General features: G+C 62.5%; 15 protein-coding genes, 1 other RNA gene and 1 riboswitch. Of the genes, 9 read left to right on the forward strand and 7 right to left on the reverse strand.

Features of this window, described 5'->3' with window-relative positions; genetic code table 11:
• Window positions 1-4 precede the first annotated feature (4 nt).
• A complete protein-coding gene (locus E5678_RS06940) occupies window positions 5-1840 on the reverse strand; it encodes a TonB-dependent receptor (RefSeq protein ID WP_136177843.1) in 1836 nt (611 codons plus the stop codon).
• A gap of 76 nt (window positions 1841-1916) precedes the next feature.
• Window positions 1917-2163, reverse strand: a riboswitch (cobalamin riboswitch).
• Window positions 2164-2213: 50 nt separating this feature from the next.
• Here E5678_RS06940 and E5678_RS06945 point away from each other — a divergent pair.
• The 4 genes from E5678_RS06945 (at window position 2214) to E5678_RS06960 (ending at window position 4077) form a co-directional block, all read left to right on the forward strand.
• Window positions 2214-2462, forward strand: a complete 249-nt coding sequence (locus E5678_RS06945) for a DUF904 domain-containing protein (RefSeq protein WP_136180668.1) — start codon at window positions 2214-2216, stop codon at window positions 2460-2462.
• A gap of 11 nt (window positions 2463-2473) precedes the next feature.
• On the forward strand, window positions 2474-2845 hold the full coding sequence (locus E5678_RS06950) for a cell division protein ZapA (RefSeq protein WP_136180669.1): 372 nt from the start codon (window positions 2474-2476) through the stop codon (window positions 2843-2845).
• Window positions 2846-2933: 88 nt separating this feature from the next.
• Window positions 2934-3114: non-coding RNA, 6S RNA (gene ssrS / locus E5678_RS06955), on the forward strand.
• A 147-nt stretch (window positions 3115-3261) separates the two neighbouring features.
• Complete coding sequence (locus tag E5678_RS06960; protein ID WP_136177844.1) at window positions 3262-4077, forward strand: sulfite exporter TauE/SafE family protein; 816 nt, start codon at window positions 3262-3264, stop codon at window positions 4075-4077.
• A 41-nt stretch (window positions 4078-4118) separates the two neighbouring features.
• Here the strand turns inward: E5678_RS06960 and rraA are convergent, their stop codons facing one another.
• Window positions 4119-4625, reverse strand: coding sequence for a ribonuclease E activity regulator RraA (gene rraA, locus E5678_RS06965; protein WP_136177845.1), 507 nt, complete (start codon window positions 4623-4625; stop codon window positions 4119-4121).
• 257 nt (window positions 4626-4882) lie between these two features.
• Here rraA and E5678_RS06970 point away from each other — a divergent pair, with 257 nt between their 5' ends.
• From E5678_RS06970 to E5678_RS06985, 4 genes are all read left to right on the forward strand, one after another.
• Window positions 4883-5314, forward strand: coding sequence for an SWIB/MDM2 domain-containing protein (locus tag E5678_RS06970; protein WP_136177846.1), 432 nt, complete (start codon window positions 4883-4885; stop codon window positions 5312-5314).
• A gap of 199 nt (window positions 5315-5513) precedes the next feature.
• The gene (locus tag E5678_RS06975; RefSeq protein ID WP_136177847.1) at window positions 5514-7352 is read left to right on the forward strand and encodes an adenylate/guanylate cyclase domain-containing protein; all 1839 of its coding nucleotides are present in this window, start codon (window positions 5514-5516) and stop codon (window positions 7350-7352) included.
• 36 nt (window positions 7353-7388) lie between these two features.
• Window positions 7389-8474, forward strand: a complete 1086-nt coding sequence (locus E5678_RS06980) for a phosphatase PAP2 family protein (protein ID WP_136177848.1) — start codon at window positions 7389-7391, stop codon at window positions 8472-8474.
• Window positions 8471-10471, forward strand: coding sequence for a hypothetical protein (locus E5678_RS06985; protein WP_136177849.1), 2001 nt, complete (start codon window positions 8471-8473; stop codon window positions 10469-10471). Before E5678_RS06980 ends, E5678_RS06985 begins: the two co-directional genes overlap by 4 nt.
• A 66-nt stretch (window positions 10472-10537) precedes the next feature.
• On the opposite strand, the gene E5678_RS06990 is transcribed toward E5678_RS06985, so the two are convergent.
• The 4 genes from E5678_RS06990 to E5678_RS07005 form a co-directional block, all read right to left on the reverse strand.
• Window positions 10538-11200 carry a Crp/Fnr family transcriptional regulator gene (locus E5678_RS06990; RefSeq protein WP_136177850.1) on the reverse strand — a complete coding sequence of 221 codons (663 nt, stop codon included), beginning with the start codon at window positions 11198-11200 and terminating at the stop codon, window positions 10538-10540.
• 12 nt (window positions 11201-11212) lie between these two features.
• Entirely contained in the window at window positions 11213-11902 is a 690-nt protein-coding gene (locus E5678_RS06995) for a LuxR C-terminal-related transcriptional regulator (RefSeq protein ID WP_136177851.1), read from the reverse strand.
• 128 nt (window positions 11903-12030) lie between these two features.
• Complete coding sequence (locus E5678_RS07000; protein ID WP_136177852.1) at window positions 12031-13773, reverse strand: thiamine pyrophosphate-binding protein; 1743 nt, start codon at window positions 13771-13773, stop codon at window positions 12031-12033.
• A gap of 18 nt (window positions 13774-13791) precedes the next feature.
• Complete coding sequence (locus tag E5678_RS07005) at window positions 13792-15027, reverse strand: MFS transporter (RefSeq protein WP_136177853.1); 1236 nt, start codon at window positions 15025-15027, stop codon at window positions 13792-13794.
• A 121-nt stretch (window positions 15028-15148) separates the two neighbouring features.
• On the opposite strand from E5678_RS07005, the gene E5678_RS07010 reads away from it, so the two are divergent.
• Window positions 15149-15373: a hypothetical protein gene (locus tag E5678_RS07010; protein WP_136177854.1), complete on the forward strand. Its 225-nt coding sequence runs from the start codon at window positions 15149-15151 to the stop codon at window positions 15371-15373.
• On the opposite strand, the gene E5678_RS07015 is transcribed toward E5678_RS07010, so the two are convergent.
• Window positions 15363-17930: a DUF1631 family protein gene (locus tag E5678_RS07015; protein ID WP_136177855.1), complete on the reverse strand. Its 2568-nt coding sequence runs from the start codon at window positions 17928-17930 to the stop codon at window positions 15363-15365. The genes E5678_RS07010 and E5678_RS07015 overlap by 11 nt on opposite strands.
• Between the last annotated feature and the right edge of the window lie 37 nt (window positions 17931-17967).

Genomic DNA, 17967 nt, shown 5'->3' on the forward strand with positions numbered 1-17967 from the left:
CAGCTCAATTGGGTGCCCATTTCAGGCCGACGTAGAACGTGCGGCCTGCGGTGGCGTAGCCCTTGGCGGTCTCGTAATCCTCGTCGGCGAGGTTATCGATGCGCCCAAGCAAGGTCCAGTCTTTGGCCACCACGGTGCTGACCGACAGATTGACCAGGCTGTAGCGGTCCAGTTCCTTGGTGTTCTTGGCATCATCGAACCGTTTGCCCACGAACTCGGTCTCCGCGCCAACGGTCCAGCCAGCCACAGGCAAGGTTGCGGCCAGCTTGGCGGTTTGCTTGGCGCGTCGGGCCAGCTGGTTGCCAGTGGCCAGGTCTTTGGGGTCTTGCACATCCAGCGAACCGCTGAGTGCCAACAGACCAAAGCGCCGCGCAGCAGCCACGGTCAAGCCGCTGTACTGGGCGTTGGCGGTGTTGCCATAGCAGCCGGCGTAATCGCCTGACCCGTTGGCGCAATCGCCTGGCCCCGAAACATAGGTGATCAAGTCCGACACCTTGTTGCGGTAGGCAATCACGCTGAAGCTGTTGCCGCGCTCTTCGTATTTCACGCCACCCTCAACGTTACGCGAGGTTTCTGGCTGCAGACTGGGAAGGCCGTAGGCGCTGAAACGTTGATACAACGTCGGTGCGCGGAACGCCGTACCCACGGACACGATGGCACGCCAGTTTGGTGCGAAGCCGAGCGCATAAGCGGCGCTGCCGGTGGAGTGGCCACCGAACTCGCTGTCGTCGTCGCGGCGCGCGTTGAGTTGCAACGTGTGGACACCGCTGCGCAAGGCATAGCCCAGCGCCAATGCGTTTTGCGAACGCTCGGAGATCACCGGCGTCGTGCTGGCGTTATCAAGATGGTCTTCACGGCGCTCCAGCGCCACGGTCACCTGGCTGGCGCCCAATGTGACGTTGTTTTGCCAAAGATAGCTCGTCACGCTGGTGTCGGTCACATAAGACGATGGCGACGTTTCATAGCGGTCTTTGCCACGCGTCACGCCCAGCTTGCTGGAATACACATCGCTCCATTTGGCCGACCAGTTCAAGCCCAGCGTCTGCAGATCGGACTGACCGTGGTCGTCATTGCCTGGGGAGAAAGCGTCGTATTGGGCATCCATCTCGCTGTCGAGCAAGCTGGCGTCCAAGCGGTGTGCGGCATTGAGCTGCCAGCCCAAACGGCCTGAAACGGCGGTGCTGCGGTAGCCATCTTCATCGGGGTTGCTATCGGGTTGCGCATTGAACCCATCGCTGGTTTCACGTGAGACGCCCAAGGCGTAGTCCACTGCGCCTTGCTGGCCACTGAGCGCTGCGCTGAGTTTGCGGGTGCCGTGGCTGCCAAAGCCCATCTCGATGCTGGGCGAAAATCCAGCCTCGCCTTTGCGCGTGAAGATCTGAATCACACCACCCAATGCATCGGAGCCATACACCGCCGCCGCTGGACCACGCACCACTTCGATGCGATCGATCTGCGACAAGGGAATGGCATTCCAGCTCGCGCCGCCGGTGGATTGGGAATCAATGCGAACGCCGTCAATGAATACCGCGGTAAAGCGGGTTTCGGCACCGCGCAGGTACACGCTGGTGGTCGCGCCAGGCCCGCCATTGCGGACAAATGAAACACCGGGCAACTGACCCAAGAGATCCGCAAGGCCAGTGGCACCGCTGCGGTCAATGGTGTCGCGATCAACGATGGTGACATCGGCCACCACGTCGGTTAGGGGCTGTGCCACACGGGTGGCGGTGACCACCGTGACGGGGAGGCTGGGAGCTGGCGTGGTCTGGGCGTGGGAATAAGCCGCGATCAAGGCGAGCGGCAGCACGGCCAAAGGCGCGCGCAGGTGATTAAAGTTCATGGTGACAAGCAAAAAAGACAGTGCCCTCACCGCCTTCCCCGACGGTGCCTGAGCGTCATGAAAGCGCGTCTGAAAGACGCGATTCCGCCTTGTTGGCCGGTATCCGGGCTGGCAGAACGACCTTCATGACCTTCCCAGGCATTTGACAATACCCAGTGGTGAAAGATGAAAGCTGAGGCACCTCAATGAATGGGGGGCGCTCGTCTGCTTACCGTTGCGGGGGCAGCGCAGGTTAGGTCCGTTCGTGTGAACTTTCCCTCCTGCTTCCCGTTGAACTGCGGCATGTGAACCACACCGCGAGCACCAACAGGCAGCATTGTAAGGCCCATATTCTGTCGACAACCCTACAATGACATGGCAACCTACCCACACCATGGCCCAACCACATCCCATTGACCAGATCTCCGAGCGCGTCGAGCGCTTGTTACTGCGCCACCAGGAATTGCAGCGCACCAATGCCTTGCTGGTGGGCCAGGTGAGCAACCTGCAGACCGAGCGGGACGCTCTCAAATCGCGCTTGCATGCAGCAAGGGCACGCGTCGAAGCCTTGCTGGACCGACTGCCGTCGCCCGATAGCGTCGAGCCTGCTGATGGCGTTGACCACAAGGATTCCGAACCATGAACAAATCGGCGATCAAACAGGTCGAAGTGCAAATCATGGGTCAGAGTTACTTGCTGGCTTGCCCGCCGGGCGGCGAGTCGTCGCTGCTCGATGCCGTGGAGCGCGTTGACACCGCCATGTGCCGCATCCGCGACGCAGGCAAGGTCAAGGCGCGCGACCGCATCGCCGTGCTGGCTTCGCTCAACCTGGCTTTTGAGCTGTCTCAGAAAGAGTCGGAAGCCTTTACCTCTCCCAGCACCTTCGGCCCACGTGAGACCACTGCATTCAGCGCAGCGGGCACCGCTGTCGCTTCATCCGAATCCGATCCAGCGACCGAGACACGCATGCACGATCTTCTGCGCCGGCTCGACGAAGCCCTGGGCAGTGACGGCCAGTTGATCTGATCATCCTGCCGATCGTCGGCTGATCGGCACACCCGGCACCCATCTGCGCTTTCGCTTCTGCAAACGCACAATATCGGGCCTACAATGCACTTGTCTGCAGTGCATGCCGGGCTTAATATTTCCTTGAACCAATGCTCATTGAGCATGGGCTTGGTACATTTCCTGATAGGTGTGAGCATCTCGCGTTAGATGAACCCGAAGTCAGGCTGCCCTCGCCCACCTGAACCCCCGGTTCAGGATGACGGTCCGGTGGCACTTGCAGACACCTTATTCCGACCACCCCCACCCCCCCCGAGCCACTTCGCGTCTTCCTCCCGCTCCTTCGAGTGGGGTGACGCAGCCTGTGGCCCGGCCAAGCCGGGTCCACGGCTGCCCTGGACAGGGCACCCGCTCCGGACGCACTCCTTCTTTTCCTCATGACGTTTGAACCCCTGCTGATCGTCGAGCTGGCTGCTCTGGGCCTGTGCACCGGCTTTCTGGCCGGCCTCTTGGGCATCGGCGGCGGCATGATCATGGTGCCTTTTCTCACGGTGATCCTCGGCGGAAGAGGTGTGCCCCCCGACCTTGCGGTCAAGATGGCCATTGCCACCTCCATGGCCACCATCATCTTCACCTCCATGTCCAGCGTGCGCGCCCACCACAAGCGCGGCTCGGTGCGCTGGGACATCGTGAAGCTGCTCGCCCCGGGCATCGTGCTTGGCGCCTTGCTGGCCAGCATGGGCGTTTTTGCTTTGCTCAAAGGCAAGTGGCTGGCCCTGCTCTTTGCCGCCTTTGTGGCTTTCTCGGCCACCCAGATGCTGCTGAACAAAAAGCCAAAAGGAACCCGCACCCTCCCTGGGCCCGCAGGCCAGCTGGGCGCCGGTACCGTGATCGGATTCTTGTCAGGCCTGGTGGGCGCTGGTGGGGGTTTTGTCAGCGTGCCTTTTATGACCTGGTGCAACGTGGCCATCCACAACGCTGTCGCCACCAGCGCAGGCCTGGGCTTTCCAATTGCGCTGGCCAACGTGGTGGGCTACGTGATCGCGGGCCAGCATGTCAGCAATTTGCCGCCTGGCTCGCTGGGATACGTGTACCTGCCTGCCCTGCTCGTGATCGCGGTGGCCAGTGTGTTGATGGCGCCGCAAGGTGTGCGCGCTGCACACGCCTTGCCGGTTCAATCTTTGAAGCGCGTCTTCGCGTCCATCCTTTACCTGCTCGCGGCCTACATGCTCTACAAGGGCCTCTCGGTCTGAACCCTCGCCGCGCTCACCGCCTGCGAGATTTCGCAGTCTGGTCAGGGGTGGATGGCAACCGCAGAGACCACGATGCCATCTTCGTCGGCGTACAGCCAGTCTCCGGGGCGTACCCAAACGCCCTGAATCTGCACCGCCACACCGGCTTGGCCTTCGCCCCGCTTTTCGGTTGGCAATGGAATACTGGCCAGTGCGCGTATGCCCACCTTACAGGCCGCCAGTTCCACCACATCGCGCACACAACCGTCGATCACCACACCGGCCCAGCCGTTGCGCGCAGCGGCCGAACCCAGATTGCCGCCCAACAAGGCGCGGCGCAAGGAGGCGCCGCCATCCACCACCAGCACCCGACCGTCGCCCGGACTCTCCACCGCAGCCCTGACCAGGCTGTTGTCTTCGAAGCATTTCACGGTGACCACCGGGCCGGCGAACCGAAGGCGCGCACCGAAATCCCGGAACACCGGCGGCAACACGCGGAACGTACCGGTGTCATCGTTTTTGCGGGCATCGCACAAATCACAGGTGGCAAAACCAAGGGTATCTGACATGGAAAACGTCCTCCCGAAACAGTGTTTGAAAGCAACTCAATTGCATCATGGGGGAGGCCTCTGACAGGTCGCTTGCGCCTCCCGCGGTGCGAAGTGTTGTTTTCAACGCCAATGCAAACGACCCAGACCCTCAAAACCCACAATAAATCGGTGATTCCCGCTTGGAAGGGGGTTTCAACTCCATTAGCATCCGAGACACCGGTGTGAAAGCGTGTTTTCCGCTGGTGCACACCACACTTCTAGAAGGATTTTCAATCATGGCAACTGCAAAAAAAGCTCCGGCGAAAAAAGCCGCTCCGGCCAAGACGGCGGCAGCACCAGCAAAGAAAGCCGCGCCGGCGAAAAAGGCCGCTGCGCCCGCCAAAAAAGCCGCTCCTGCCAAGAAAGCCGCTCCTGCCAAAACGGCTGCGCCAGCTAAAAAAGCAGCTCCAGCCAAGAAGCGCACCCCCAACGCAGCCTTCATGAAAGCCATGACGCCCAGCGCTGCGCTGGCCGCCATCGTCGGCAGCACCCCCCTGCCACGCACCGAAGTGACCAAGCAGGTTTGGGCCTACATCAAGAAGAATGATCTGCAAGACGCGATGAACCGCCGCATGATCAACGCCGATGCCAAGCTGAAGGAAATCTTCAAGAAAGCCCAAGCTTCGATGTTCGAAATGACCAAGATGATCAACGAACACCTGAAGTGATTCGGAGCAAGCGCCTGGCACCCAGGCGCAGCGAAAGGAAAACCGGCAACTTGCCGGTTTTTTTTCGCCTGCTGGTGGCTGGATCTGATTGAGCCGTACCCGGCCAGCCTCCCCCCTGACCGATACGAAAGCGCTAACTTTCGCTCGCGCAGCGGGCCAATTGTGAGAGACTGACGCCGAAACATCCCCCATTGAAGGTATGACACGTTCAGTTGACAAGGCCATGATGGACCGTGAATTCGACGATTCCCTCCTGCACGCGACCACATCGTTACTACCGCCACTGGAACACCAGAAGGCGGTGCTGGTGGTCGACTTGGTGGAGTCCGTGCGCCTCATGTCACTCAACGAGTCCGCTGTCGTGAGCCAGTGGCATGGCTTTGTGCAACATGCACAAACGCAACTGCTGCCGCTGCACGGCGGCAGGCTGGTCAAAAGCCTGGGCGATGGTTTGCTCGTGGAGTTCGAAGAAAGCACCCATGGGGTGCAAGCTGCCTTGGCCATGCACCGCTATTTCGACCCCTTCAACGCCACCCAGGCGCCCGAGAGTCAGATGCTCATCCGAGCAGGCATTCATGTCACCCACCTCTACCGCGCCGAGCACGATGTCTATGGCCACGGCGTGAACCTAGCCGCCCGCATCACCAGCCTGGCCGAGCCGGGCGGCACCGTGATCACGGCTCCTGTGCGCGACAGCATTGTCGATGGCGTGGACTGCGACGTAGAAGACATGGGCGAGAGCTACCTCAAGCACTGGCCCGAACCGGTGCGCACCTGGCGGGTGCACCCCGTCAGCAACGCCCCCTTCACCTGGCGCCCCGAGCGGCGCGAAGCCCCCGCCACCGACTTTCGGCCTTCCATCGCCGTTATCCCATTCGAGGCGCGCACGCCCTCCCCCGAACACTTTGTGATCGGAGAGCTCATTGCCGACGGCGTGATCACCCAGCTCGCGCGCAGCCAGCACATCCGTGTGATCTCGCGCATGAGCACCACCGCGTTTCGCGGCCGGGGTGCCACACCCGGTGAAATCAACGCCCGGCTCGATGCACCGTTCGTGCTCGGCGGGGGCTACGCCACCCTGGGCAACAAGGTGATGATCACCGCCGAGTTGTCCGACACCCGGCGCGGTGAAGTCGTGTGGGCCGAGCGCCTGAGCGGCGACACCATGGATTTGATGCAGGAGGAAAGCGAGCTCATCAACAAGCTGAGCATGGCCTGCGCACACGCCATGCTCAACGCCGAAGTGCAACACACGCTGGTGCAACCACTGCCCCAGCTGGACAGCAACGCGCTCATGCTCGGCGGCATCACCCTCATGCACCGCTCAACACCGCGCGACCTGCAGCGCAGCCAGCAGCTGCTGGAAGCCGTGGCCGAGCGCCACAAGCGCGTGGCGGCGCCTTTGGCCTGGCTGGCCAAGTGGCACATCATGCAGGTGGTGCAAGGCATGTCCAGCGATCCAGCCAATGACTTTCGCCGTGCGGTCAGCGTCGCTGACCAGGCGCTCGACCTGGAGCCCAACAGCGCGCTGGCGATGGCCATCAAAGGCCATGCACTGTGCCACTTGGGCAACGATGTGGACGGATCACACCGGTTGCTACAGGAAGCGACGCAGAGCAACCCCAATGATCCGATGGCGTGGCTTTACAGCTGCGTCTGGTCCTCTATGTGGGGAGCTTCTCAAGACTCGGTGATTGAAGCGGAAAACGCTCTGAACCTGTCCCCGCTTGACCCACAGCGCTACTACTTTGAAATGATGCTAGCGACGTGTTGTGCTGCCAGCGAAGAATGGGCACGTTCCATCGAGTTGTGCAAGTTGTCCTTGCTGAAGAACCGCTATCACCTGCCAACGATCAGATGCCTAATCGTGTCCCAGTATGAGTTGGGTCAGCTTGATAAGGCGCAGGAGTCCTACAAAACATTGAAGTTGCTTCAGCCTGACTTTACAGTGGAAGGCTATCTAGCAGCTGGCGGTGAAAGCCGCCTCAGGAAGCGTGTAGCGAACGCACTAGTAAAGCTAGAAAAGCGTTCTTATTAAAAAAATCGACGAACACACCAAACCCTAGGAGAATTTATGAGTGGAGGAACGAGTGGAGGTACGAGTGGAGGTACGAGTGGAGGTACGAGTGGAGGTACGAGTGGAGGTACAAGTGGAGGAACGAGTGGAGGAGGTTTTGCCAATGCCAACGCACTCACCATCAGTCGCTCAGCCATCGTTGGCCCTTACACCGGTCCTTCGCTGCATGTCAAGGACCCGGCGTTTGATGACCCCGCCAATCTGGCGTTGTGGAGCGATGGCCCCCGGATCACGGCCTGCTTCACCGAGCTGGTCGAAGGCCTGCTGTTCAAGACCAACAACAGCGCCAAACAGGCCCGGCTGGAATATGCCAACCTGCAGGCCACGACCCTTCAACGCAAGCCACTGCTCACCCTGCGAGCACCGCGCAAAGCGCAGCTCAAAAAGCAGCTCGATCTGGTGGCGGCTTACGCCGATTTGCGGCCGGACCGCGCCAGCGAAATTGTGGCCCAGTTGCCTTACCCACTGCCCTTCTGGGCCTCGGTGATCGGCCTGCACGAACACCGCCACAAGAAGACACTGCAACTGCTGGACCTCGCCTTTGGTCTGGCCATTCACGTGGAAATGCGCTTCAAGCACATCTTCGCCATACCGCGCCCGGTGGAATTCTCGCCGCAGATCCAGCCCATGATTCCCACACCGGGCCATGGCAGTTGGCCCAGCGGTCATGCCACCGAAGCCTTTCTCACGGCCACCTTGATCGAAACACTGCTGGACGCCGCCTCGCCTCACGGCAGTCACAACGGTGCAGACAGCCGCGAACAATTGCAGCGCCTGGCTGCCCGCATCGCAGTGAACCGCACCGTCGCCGGGCTTCATTACCCGGTGGACAGCGCCGTTGGGCGTCAGTTAGGCACGGCATTGGCCGAATTCGTCGTGGCACGCGCCACGGGCGGCAAGGTGCACGAACGGGGCTTCGATGGTCGCCAATACGAAGAGGCCAACGGAGCAGCCCTGGATTTCACCTTGCACCAGTCACTGGACCATGGTCACGGCTACTCCCGGGAATCGCGTGCCACGGCGGTCGGTCAGGCGCCACTGGTGGCCTGGCTGTGGAAGGAAGCCGTCAAGGAGTGGGCATGAGCGCCCCGGGGCGATGGAAACCACTGCCTCAAGGCGGTTTCACGGGCACGCACTGGCGCCGCTCTGGTGCAATCGACGGGCAGGACCCCTACCTGGTCTGGGCTGAAGCCGACGATTTCGCCGGCTACGCCCAACGGCACCGCCGGCATGGAAAAATCAAATGGCTGCCCATCGCCATCGAGCTGGCCGCCAACGCCACGGTGTCGGCCTTGGTCGACGCCTCGCACACACGCTGGTTGCAGATTCCACAGGTTTACCTGAGCGTGCCCGGGTTGCGTTATTGCAGCGCACGGGTCAAACCCGCTTTTTTTGAACACCTGCGCAAGCGACCAGCCTTCAAACAGCTGATCGAACGCTTTGAGCTGGGCCTGCCGGTGGGGAGCCACACCCATGCGATCCGCAACCCCTGTGAACCGTCAACAAAGACACCCTCTGCGACAAACACCCCGAGCCAACCTGCACACGCGCCAGCGCGGCTCACAGGCAAGGTACTCGGCCTGATCGACGGCGGACTGGCGCTTGCCAACACGACCTTTCTGAATCGCCAAGGTGGCCCCCGCGTGCAGCACTTCTGGCGCCAGGACAGCTGCTACGGCGGGCCTTGGCCCAGCCAGAACCAGGACGGCGACGGTCACGTGCCGCTGGACCCCCTGCGCGCCGGACCGACGCCGGACGATCTCGGCTATGGCCACGAACTGGATGCCGCCACCATCGACAAAGCCATGAAGCGTCATACGCCCACAGGCGGCGCACTGGACGAAGAAGCGCTCTACCGGCACTTCCAGCTCTGGGACCTGGCCCGCCCGGTGAACCACGGCACCCATGTCATGAGCCTGGCTGCGGGGGTGGACATCCCCCACATGCCGTCGAACGATGCCGCCAGCCGCTGCGATCTGATCGCAGTGCAACTGGACTGGTCCAACATCCAGGACACTTCGGGCGGCGCAATGAACGTGAGCGTGCTCGACGGCCTGATGTACATTCTGGCGCGTTGCGCGCCCAGCGCCGAAGTGGTGGTCAACATCAGCTGGGGCACGCTGGCCGGTCCCCACGACGGTTCATCGATTCTGGAAGCAGCGATGGATCAACTGATCGACCTGCTCGACGGCCGGCTGCAGATCACGGTGCCCGCAGGCAATGCCTACCAGAGCCGCACCCACGCCAACGACACACTGGCTCCGGGTGCCTGCTGCCCGCTGCACTGGCGCGTGCAGCCCGACGACCACACACAGAGCTTCCTGGAAATCTGGCTGCCCGAAGGCGCCGATCAGATCGCCATCGAGCTGACCCCACCGGGCAACGACACCCCATTGCCCGCCCTGCGCCTCGGCCAGTCGGGCATCTGGACCGGCTCGGCCACAAGAAAGGCGGATCATCCGCTGTGTGCCCTCATTTACCCGCGAGATGCTGCGCTGGGTGCGCACGGCACCTGTGCCCTGATCGCACTGGCGCCCACTTTCAGTTTCGAGAATCATGTGGCCACGGCGCCCAGTGGTGTCTGGAAGGTCAGCCTGAGCAACGAGGGCGCAACCCCAGTCACGTTTGACGCCTATATCGAGCGCGATGACGTGGCACTGGGCCAGCACACAGGCGCCCGCCAGTCGTATTTTGAGGATGCGCGCTACGACACCAGCGGCAACCTGAACTCGTTCGTTGACCATCCTGAAAACCCCACACCCATCCGCCGGAGTGGCACGTTCAACAGCCTGTCCACCGGGCAACGCACGGTGAGCGTGGGCGGCACCCGGCGGGCCTTCGATCCGGCAATGGGCGCCTTGAGCAAGTTCGCCCGCTATTCCCCACAGTTGCCAGATCCGGATGCGTCACGCCCTCAGCGCCCTGGGGTGAAAAAGGTCCCGGACACGCTGCGACCTTCCGACGACAATGCCGTCTTGTGGGGCCTTGTGGCGGCAGGAACCCTCAGTGCCTCCACGGCACGGCTGGCCGGAACCAGCAGCTCGTCGCCTCAAAAAGCACGCGAGTTGCTGGATGACTGAGGCGGGAAAGGCGTCTACCGACGCCTTTCCTTTCAGATCAAACCGACAGCATGCCCGGAGCCACCATCACCACCGCGCTGGCAACGGTTTGAGCACCCAGATCCAGCGGTCTCTCACGCTGATGTAGCCACCGGTTTCCAGGTCCTTGAGCAAGCGGCTCACCATTTCCCGCGAACAGGCGAGGTGTTGGGCCATTTGTTGATGGGTCATGCGTTCGCGCAAACGCCGCTCCTGCGCTACCGGTTCAAGCGCTTTGTCGAGGTACTGGTTGAGCAGCCTGACCAGCCGGCCGTACACGTCGATCAAGGCCACGCTGCGGGCGCTCTCGGTCGCCAGGCGGGCACGCCGGATCAGGCGGCCCATCAGCTCAAATGCGAACTCAGGCTGCTCCGATATGTAGATCAGCAGTTGATCTCGGGATACGACGGAGCACACGGTTGGCGCCATGGCTTCCACATGGGCCGACCTGGGCCCGCCGTCAAGGGACATTTCACCCACATACTCCTGCGGCCCATACACCCCCAGCGTCAGTTCCTTGCCATTTTCGTCTGAAAGGAACGCGCGAAGCTTGCCCTCCAGCACGATGTAGAGGGTGTCGCCGGTTTCACCTTCCTGGATCAGCAGGGCACCGCGGCGATACCGCCGTTGCACCCCACGCCGGGCCAGGGCCGCGACATGCTGGGAAGGTTCTTGGGATGGAGAAATGGACGCGGCAAAGCGTGTGGGCATGGGCACTCATGATCAAACAAACTCCATGGCATTGTGAGGCATGGGCGAGATGGAGCGCAAAGCCGACATCACTGGCGGCAGGCTGTTGACCCTCAGCATGATCATCCGGATGCTGGAGCAGCCGGTCTTGGTGCGCAGCGCCTTGATCTGTGTGCGCACCGTTGAGGGCGCAACCCGGTGCTCGTGTGCGATTTCCGGGATGGTACAGCCCTTGCACAAGGCAATCAACACGGCCTCTTCGCTGGGGCTGAGGTGGTTGGCGCGAGCGTACATGCGCACGGCCAGGTTTTCACAGGCGTTTTGGCGCGACAGCAACACCAGCACGGTCGGCGCATCGGACTCAAGCGCGTGGCTCAACGGCACGAATGCCAGCGACAGCTCCCGGTCATCAGCCTGCAATGACACCAGCTGGCGCTGGCCCTTGAGTGCCTGTTTGGTCGCATGTTCGATTTTCTGGGAATACCCGGTGGTGGCACCCAGCAGCAACTGGCCATGGCTCATGATGAAGCGCGACTGCGCCATCTCGAAGCGGGCCAGGTGGTTGGCGTGGCGCAGCACGCCGTCGGCGTCGATCACCAGCATGCCATGATCCACCTCGTCCATCATGCGCAACAGCAAACTGGCCTCAAGCGAGGTCTCGCGCACCACCATCGGACGGGCCTCGTAACGGCTGCTGGTCGCTTGATCGTTCGATGTCCACATGGTTGGCTCCTGCTCTTGATTGATGCCTTCAGAGTAGGCCTTGGAAGCCTCTCATGTAAGTGCATCACTACCGGCAGGTCTGTGATCCATTACCCAAACCAACACAAAGACGCCGCCAGCGTGACGGACTACCGAGCCCGGTTGCGGATGGCCGACAGGGTGCCCCGGGTGGTGATGACCTCGGGATCCAGCATCACCTCGATCAGCGTGCCGGTCTGGCTGGCGAGTGCGCGCAGAAGCGCGGGCTCAAAACCCTCTGTGTGGGTCACACGCTCGGCGCCGTAGCCATAGGCTTGAGCCAGCGCACAAAAATCCGGGTTTTTCAGGTCGGATGCGACCACCCGCGCGGGGTACTCGCGCTCCTGGTGCATGCGAATCGTCCCGAAGGTGCCGTTGTTGAGCAACAGGATGATGGTCTTGCCACCGTGTTGCACCGCAGTGGCCAGCTCCTGCCCGTTCATCAGAAAATCGCCATCGCCTGCGATGGTGAATGCTGTGCGGCCTGTGAGCAAGGCTGCAGCGATGCCTGCGGGCACACCGTAGCCCATGGCACCGTTGGTGGGCGCCAGTTGGGTTTTGTGTCCGTGCACCAGCCCGGGGTACTGGTAAAACCGGTGCAGCCAGCTGGCAAAATTGCCCGCCCCGTTGGTCAACACGGCATCATCCGGCAGGTGTTGCTGCAGCACGTGGATGATGGCGGGCATGTCGATGGAGCCAGGCAACTGCACGCCCCCGTTGGCGGGATCGATGTTGGCCTGGTAGTCGGCCTGACAAGCTTGGGCCCAGGCGATCCAAGGCACATCGGGCAGCGCGGAACCCGCCGCCTCTGGCCCACTCGCCGTTGGGGCCGCAGCGGGCGGGCTGAGCACCTCCAGGCTGCGGGCGGCCGCGTTCATGGTGGCGCAAATGGCCAAAGTCGGTTGGTACACCCGCCCCAGCTCTTGCGGATCGGCGTGGATGTGCACCAGCCGCTGAGCCGGCACCGGGGCCTCAATGAGGGTGTAGCCTGCGGTGGTGGATTCGCCCAGGCGCGGGCCCAGCGCGATCAACAAATCCGATGCCTTGACACGTTGGGCCAGGGCCGGGTTGATGCCCAGGCCCACATCGCCCGCATACAGGGGGTGGCGGTTGTCAAAGCAGTCCTGAAACCGAAAAGTGTTGCACACCGGCAAATGCCAGGCTTCGGCGAAGCGTTGCAAGGCCGCCGCGGCCTGCGGGGTCCAGCCTCCGCCGCCCGCCAGCACCAAAGGCCGCTCGGCCGACAACAACAGCTCGCGCAGTTTTCGCAAAGCCCCGGGATCGCTCCAGGCCTGCACCGGCTCCACACGGGGCAGCGGTTGGGCTTCCACCATGTGGGTCAGCATGTCTTCGGGCAACACCAGCACCACAGGGCCTGGGCGGCCGTTCATGGCGGTGGAAAAGGCCCGCGCGATGTACTCGGGGATGCGGCGCGCATCGTCAATGCGCTCGACCCGCTTGGCCATACCTTTGGTGCTGGGGCCGAAAAACGCGGCGAAGTCCACTTCCTGGAACGCTTCCCGGTCGCGGGCTTCGCTGGCGACATCACCAACGAAAAGCACCATGGGGGTGCTGTCCTGAAAAGCGGTGTGCACCCCAATGGAGGCATTCGTGGCGCCTGGCCCCCGGGTGACAAAGCAGATGCCGGGCCGCCCGGTCAGCTTGCCCTGGGCCTCGGCCATGAAAGAAGCGCCGCCTTCCTGGCGGTTGACCACAAACTGGATGCGATCGCGGCAGGCATGGAAGCCGTCTAGCACAGCGAGGAAGCTCTCGCCCGGCACGCCAAAGGCGTGGGTCACGCCTTGGGCAATCAAACATTCAACCAGCAGGTGTCCGGCAATTGTGGGTGTCATAACCGGCATTGTGCCGCGCTATCGAACCTTTGCTGTCCGCCGCCCGACACCGACTGCCGCAAAAACCGACAGACCCAGCACAAAAGCGGCCCCCGCCAGGGTGCTGGCGTACCAGCCCCGGTCCATGAACACGCCGAACAGCAAAGGCGAAACCGCAAAACCGGCATCGAGGCCGGAGTACACCGTGCCGTACACGCGACCGGTGGCGCCAGCGGGCGCGGCTTTCTTGATCATCATGTCGCGGCTCGGTCCGCCCACACCCACCGCGAAACCGGTGATGGCCAGCGCCACCATGGAGCCCGTGCTCCCCAGCCACCCGGTTGCGCTGAGCAACAACAACACAGCGCCACTGGACATGCTGAACGCCACCACACGGTCGCTTGAAAAGCGGTGGTGCTGGCCATAGGCAGCCACAAAGCCGCCCACCAAAATGCCGGCGGCACCGCACAGCATGTAGGCACTGATGGTGAGCGTGGCGGCTTCCACGCTGACGCCGTGCAGCGCCTTCAGTATGGACGGGGCAAAGCTTTGCACCACCGCCAAAGTCATCGTAGACAAGAAGAAGAATGCGAAACACCACCACACCACCGGCAGTTTGAGAAAGGCCAGATCACTGCCTTGCGCGTGCTCCGCCGACCGCGGCACGACTTCGGTGAGCAGCTTGTCGCGCTGCCAGACCAACACCGCCAGCACCACCACATTCAGGCCCGCAGCAGCCAGGTAAGCCGTGCGCCAGTCAGACAGCGCGCTGATCCCCACCAGAAAAACAGGGGCCAAGGCCCAGCCAAGGTTGCCCGTGAGGCCATGGACGCTGAATGCGTGGCCCAGGCGAGGCGCTGAAACACGCTGGTTGAGGATGGTGAAATCCGCCGGATGAAACGGGGCATTGCCCAAACCGGCCAGCGCCGCCACCATCAGCAGGCCGCCATAGCTGGTGGCCTGGGAAGCCACCAGCGACGCCAGCAGGAAACACACGATCGCACCCAGCAACACCGGTCGTGCGCCGATCCGGTCCACCAGAAACCCGGAAAGCGCCTGCCCGGAACCGGAGACCACAAAAAAGAGGGTCATGAGCATCCCGACATCGGAAAAACTCAGCCCAAATTCACGAATGAAGATCGGAAACAGGGGCGCCAGCAACAGATGTGAGAAGTGGGAAGTGGCGTGGGCCAGGCCCACCAGTCCGATGATGGAAGCGTCTTGCCGCAGCGAAACGACGGGCGCTGCAGGCATGGCAGAAGCGAGGGTATTCATTCGGCGATGTTAAGCGGATGGACAGCATCCGACAGACGGTGCGCCCACTTGGCAACGCTTTCAAGGCGCTGTCACACAAGTCTCCTAGACTCCGGGCCTGCACCATACGCATTTTTTCATCATGCTCTACACCAAGACACCCCAAGCTTGGAGCACCCTGCCCCATCCCGACGTGCTGGGCCGGGAGGCCCACACCGTGATCCTCATGGCCAACGGTCGACGCAGTCTGCGCGAACTGTCATTGCTGATCGGCAGCGATGTCACCGACCTCGCCTTCGAGCTGTGTGAATCGGGCTACTTGCAGCCAGCGGCCCCTGCGGCGCAGGAGCAGCTCCTTAACGAATGACAGCGAAGGCCGACACCGGCGCGGCATCTGAGCGTTTTCGAGCAGCCTGGTGCGCGACCTGTTTCAACGCCTCTTCGATCACGTGCCGGGTTTCGGCCAGTCGCAGCCCCTTGCTTCGGATCAGTTTTTCGCAACTGCGCCGGGTCATCGAGTGTGCCCGCCCACCGGGACTGGTGAACATGAACAATGTACCCCGGGCACTGGACCACACCAGCTCGGCACGCAACCAGCTGCCGCCGGAATACATGTCCACCCGGCAGCCCACCCGCAGTTGGGCAAAGAACAGCTGTACGGCCTGATCGAGGACGCCGCCTTCGGCAGTATCCTTGCGCGTTTTCGCCAACCCTGCAGCGGCCGAATCCGGCTCGGCAGGGACGGTGGACCGGGCGGCCTGGGCAGCAACCGAGGGCGCCTCAAACCCCGAATCCTCGACCTCGCTTGCCGACTCGAACCTTGAATCGGTACCCACATCGCTCTCTTCGCTCTCCTCGTCGAGTTCGCGTGGCGCGGCTTGTGTGTCTTCAAAGCCCGCGTCTGCCCACTCGTTCGCCGCCATCCAGGGCTGGGTGGCTACAACGGGGCGCACGGCATTGCTCAACACGCGCTTGATCGGCTCGCCTTCCTTCAAGGCATGCGCCTGGGCGGCATCCAGTGCTGGCGCATCCTTGCTGGCGCTCGCGCGTCGCAAATTCAGCAATGGCTGGTGCAATCGCATCAAGGCATCGAAGAAGGCCCGGGTGTCTTCGCGCGACTTGCCCAGGCTGTCCAGCCCCGCATTCAAGGTTCGCAGCAATCCAGGAAGCGCCGCAAATACCTGTTTGGGCTGGCGCAGCGTTTCGGGCCGCACGCTCCACAACAGCGTGCCGACGATCGAACGGAAGTGCTGGGCATCAAACTCCAACCCCGCAGGCTTCAACTCTTCTGAGGCAATGACCAACGACCAGGTGCCATAGAGGTAGTCGAGCACCAGAGCGGGCGCGTTGAACACATCCGGGCGCAGGCTGATTTCCCAGGCGATCTGGTCGGCCAGCTCCTGGCGGGCCTCCGCAAAACGCAAGCCTCGAATCTGCTGCTCAAGCGCGGCCTTTTCGGCGTTCTCTTCGCGCCCCCAACCTGCCGACAAATCACGCAAGGCCCGCACAAACGGTTGAGCGTCTTCAGAAGGACTCGCATTGAGTTCACCGAAGCGGGCGCACACCGGCGCCATGAAAGCTTCGAAACCGTCTGAAAACTCGTCGTTGAAACGAAAGCTCCGCTGAGCCACCTCTTCGACCAACCTGCGCGCCGGATGATCGGCCTCGGCAAAGTAGCGCGGCTGCGCCAGCGCAAGCCGCAACAGAGCGGGCTCCAACGCCACGATCGCTTCACGCACCGGCGCGAGCAGCAGGCTGTCCCGGGCCACCTGATTGACAAGCTTGCGCACCAGATCGAGTCCGATGGCCTGCGAAGCGTCTTGGGCGCGGGCTTTGAGCTCCAGCAAGACCCGCGTGCGGGCGTGGGCCTGGCTGTACTCACCCCAGCGCTCGGAAGACAGCCGTGACTCGACATTGACCGCCCGGCTGGGACGGTCCACCGCGGGCAAATCGCGGTAGCGCAAAACCTCGGTTTGCTCAGCGGCTTCATCGTGCAGGTCGGGAACAGCGGCCCAGGCCTCCACCTGCCGGAGTTCATCACGCACCTGGTCGTAATACTCGGCGTCCAGTGGGGCCTCAAACGACCGCTGGGGCCCCGACAGGAAGGCCTGAAAAACATCGCTCCCCAGCGCAGTGTTGGCCCTGGCGAGAGAGCCCATCGCGGGCATGGTGAAAAAGCCTTGCCCCCCAGTGTTGTTCGCGCCTCCCGCCTCATACGGCGGCAGCATGTCGCTCGGGGCATCCTTCGTCATGGACGCGGCACGGCTCGCTTCCGGATCTTCCACCAACCGTATGCGGTAGCTCGCTTCTTGCACATTGGCGCGTTGCAGCATCAAGGCCAGCTGCTCATAGAGCTGGCCCAACTCGCGCCCCAACACGTGGGCGATGTGCTGCAGCCACAGCACCCGGATTTCAGTATCGCCCTCCATTTCGGCCATCAGATCGCGCAACTCCCGCGCAAAGACAGACGGGCGCAGTGGATTCTTCTCGACAGAAATGGTGTCCAGGCCGACCAGCGAACTCATCCGGGCGTCCAGCACCGGCAGGGCATGGTCCACCAGCGGCAACAGGTTCTGCAGAAGCCGGGCGGCCTCCAGCGACTCGTTGATGGTGTGGTCATCGACCAGCTCCAGCATGGAGGAGTCGGACAGGCCCGCCAGGGCCGTCACCTCATGGTCTTCGGTTTCGCGCTGGAAGGACTCGTCGAGCCGCTTCGCATACTGTTGAACCAACAGTCCACGGCATTGCGCCAGGCTCCAGGTAGCCCGCGCCAGCAGTTGCCGTTGCTTGACGTGAAGGCTCGCGCCTTCAGCGGCCTGCAGCGAGCTGATCACCGCGTCGATGCACCGTTTCAGCAAAGGAGGCGCCCTGCGTCCTGCTTCCTGAAAGCATTGGTTCAACAGTTCGTCTCGCTCCAAGGTCATGGCGAGCGGTCCTGGATGGACCCTGGGGAGCGGGTAG

Source organism: Hydrogenophaga sp. PAMC20947 (assembly GCF_004795855.1).
Lineage (GTDB): Bacteria > Pseudomonadota > Gammaproteobacteria > Burkholderiales > Burkholderiaceae_C > Hydrogenophaga.

What these genes read in the sequence shown, in the direction of transcription:
- E5678_RS06940 (WP_136177843.1), bottom strand. Translation starts at nt 1,840, where the DNA reads ATGAACTTTAATCACCTGCGCGCGCCTTTGGCCGTGCTGCCGCTCGCC.
- E5678_RS06945 (WP_136180668.1), top strand. Translation starts at nt 2,214, where the DNA reads ATGGCCCAACCACATCCCATTGACCAGATCTCCGAGCGCGTCGAGCGC.
- E5678_RS06960 (WP_136177844.1), top strand. Translation starts at nt 3,262, where the DNA reads ATGACGTTTGAACCCCTGCTGATCGTCGAGCTGGCTGCTCTGGGCCTG.
- rraA (WP_136177845.1), bottom strand. Translation starts at nt 4,625, where the DNA reads ATGTCAGATACCCTTGGTTTTGCCACCTGTGATTTGTGCGATGCCCGC.
- E5678_RS06970 (WP_136177846.1), top strand. Translation starts at nt 4,883, where the DNA reads ATGGCAACTGCAAAAAAAGCTCCGGCGAAAAAAGCCGCTCCGGCCAAG.
- E5678_RS06975 (WP_136177847.1), top strand. Translation starts at nt 5,514, where the DNA reads ATGACACGTTCAGTTGACAAGGCCATGATGGACCGTGAATTCGACGAT.
- E5678_RS06980 (WP_136177848.1), top strand. Translation starts at nt 7,389, where the DNA reads ATGAGTGGAGGAACGAGTGGAGGTACGAGTGGAGGTACGAGTGGAGGT.
- E5678_RS06985 (WP_136177849.1), top strand. Translation starts at nt 8,471, where the DNA reads ATGAGCGCCCCGGGGCGATGGAAACCACTGCCTCAAGGCGGTTTCACG.
- E5678_RS06990 (WP_136177850.1), bottom strand. Translation starts at nt 11,200, where the DNA reads ATGCCCACACGCTTTGCCGCGTCCATTTCTCCATCCCAAGAACCTTCC.
- E5678_RS06995 (WP_136177851.1), bottom strand. Translation starts at nt 11,902, where the DNA reads ATGTGGACATCGAACGATCAAGCGACCAGCAGCCGTTACGAGGCCCGT.
- E5678_RS07000 (WP_136177852.1), bottom strand. Translation starts at nt 13,773, where the DNA reads ATGACACCCACAATTGCCGGACACCTGCTGGTTGAATGTTTGATTGCC.
- E5678_RS07005 (WP_136177853.1), bottom strand. Translation starts at nt 15,027, where the DNA reads ATGAATACCCTCGCTTCTGCCATGCCTGCAGCGCCCGTCGTTTCGCTG.
- E5678_RS07010 (WP_136177854.1), top strand. Translation starts at nt 15,149, where the DNA reads ATGCTCTACACCAAGACACCCCAAGCTTGGAGCACCCTGCCCCATCCC.
- E5678_RS07015 (WP_136177855.1), bottom strand. Translation starts at nt 17,930, where the DNA reads ATGACCTTGGAGCGAGACGAACTGTTGAACCAATGCTTTCAGGAAGCA.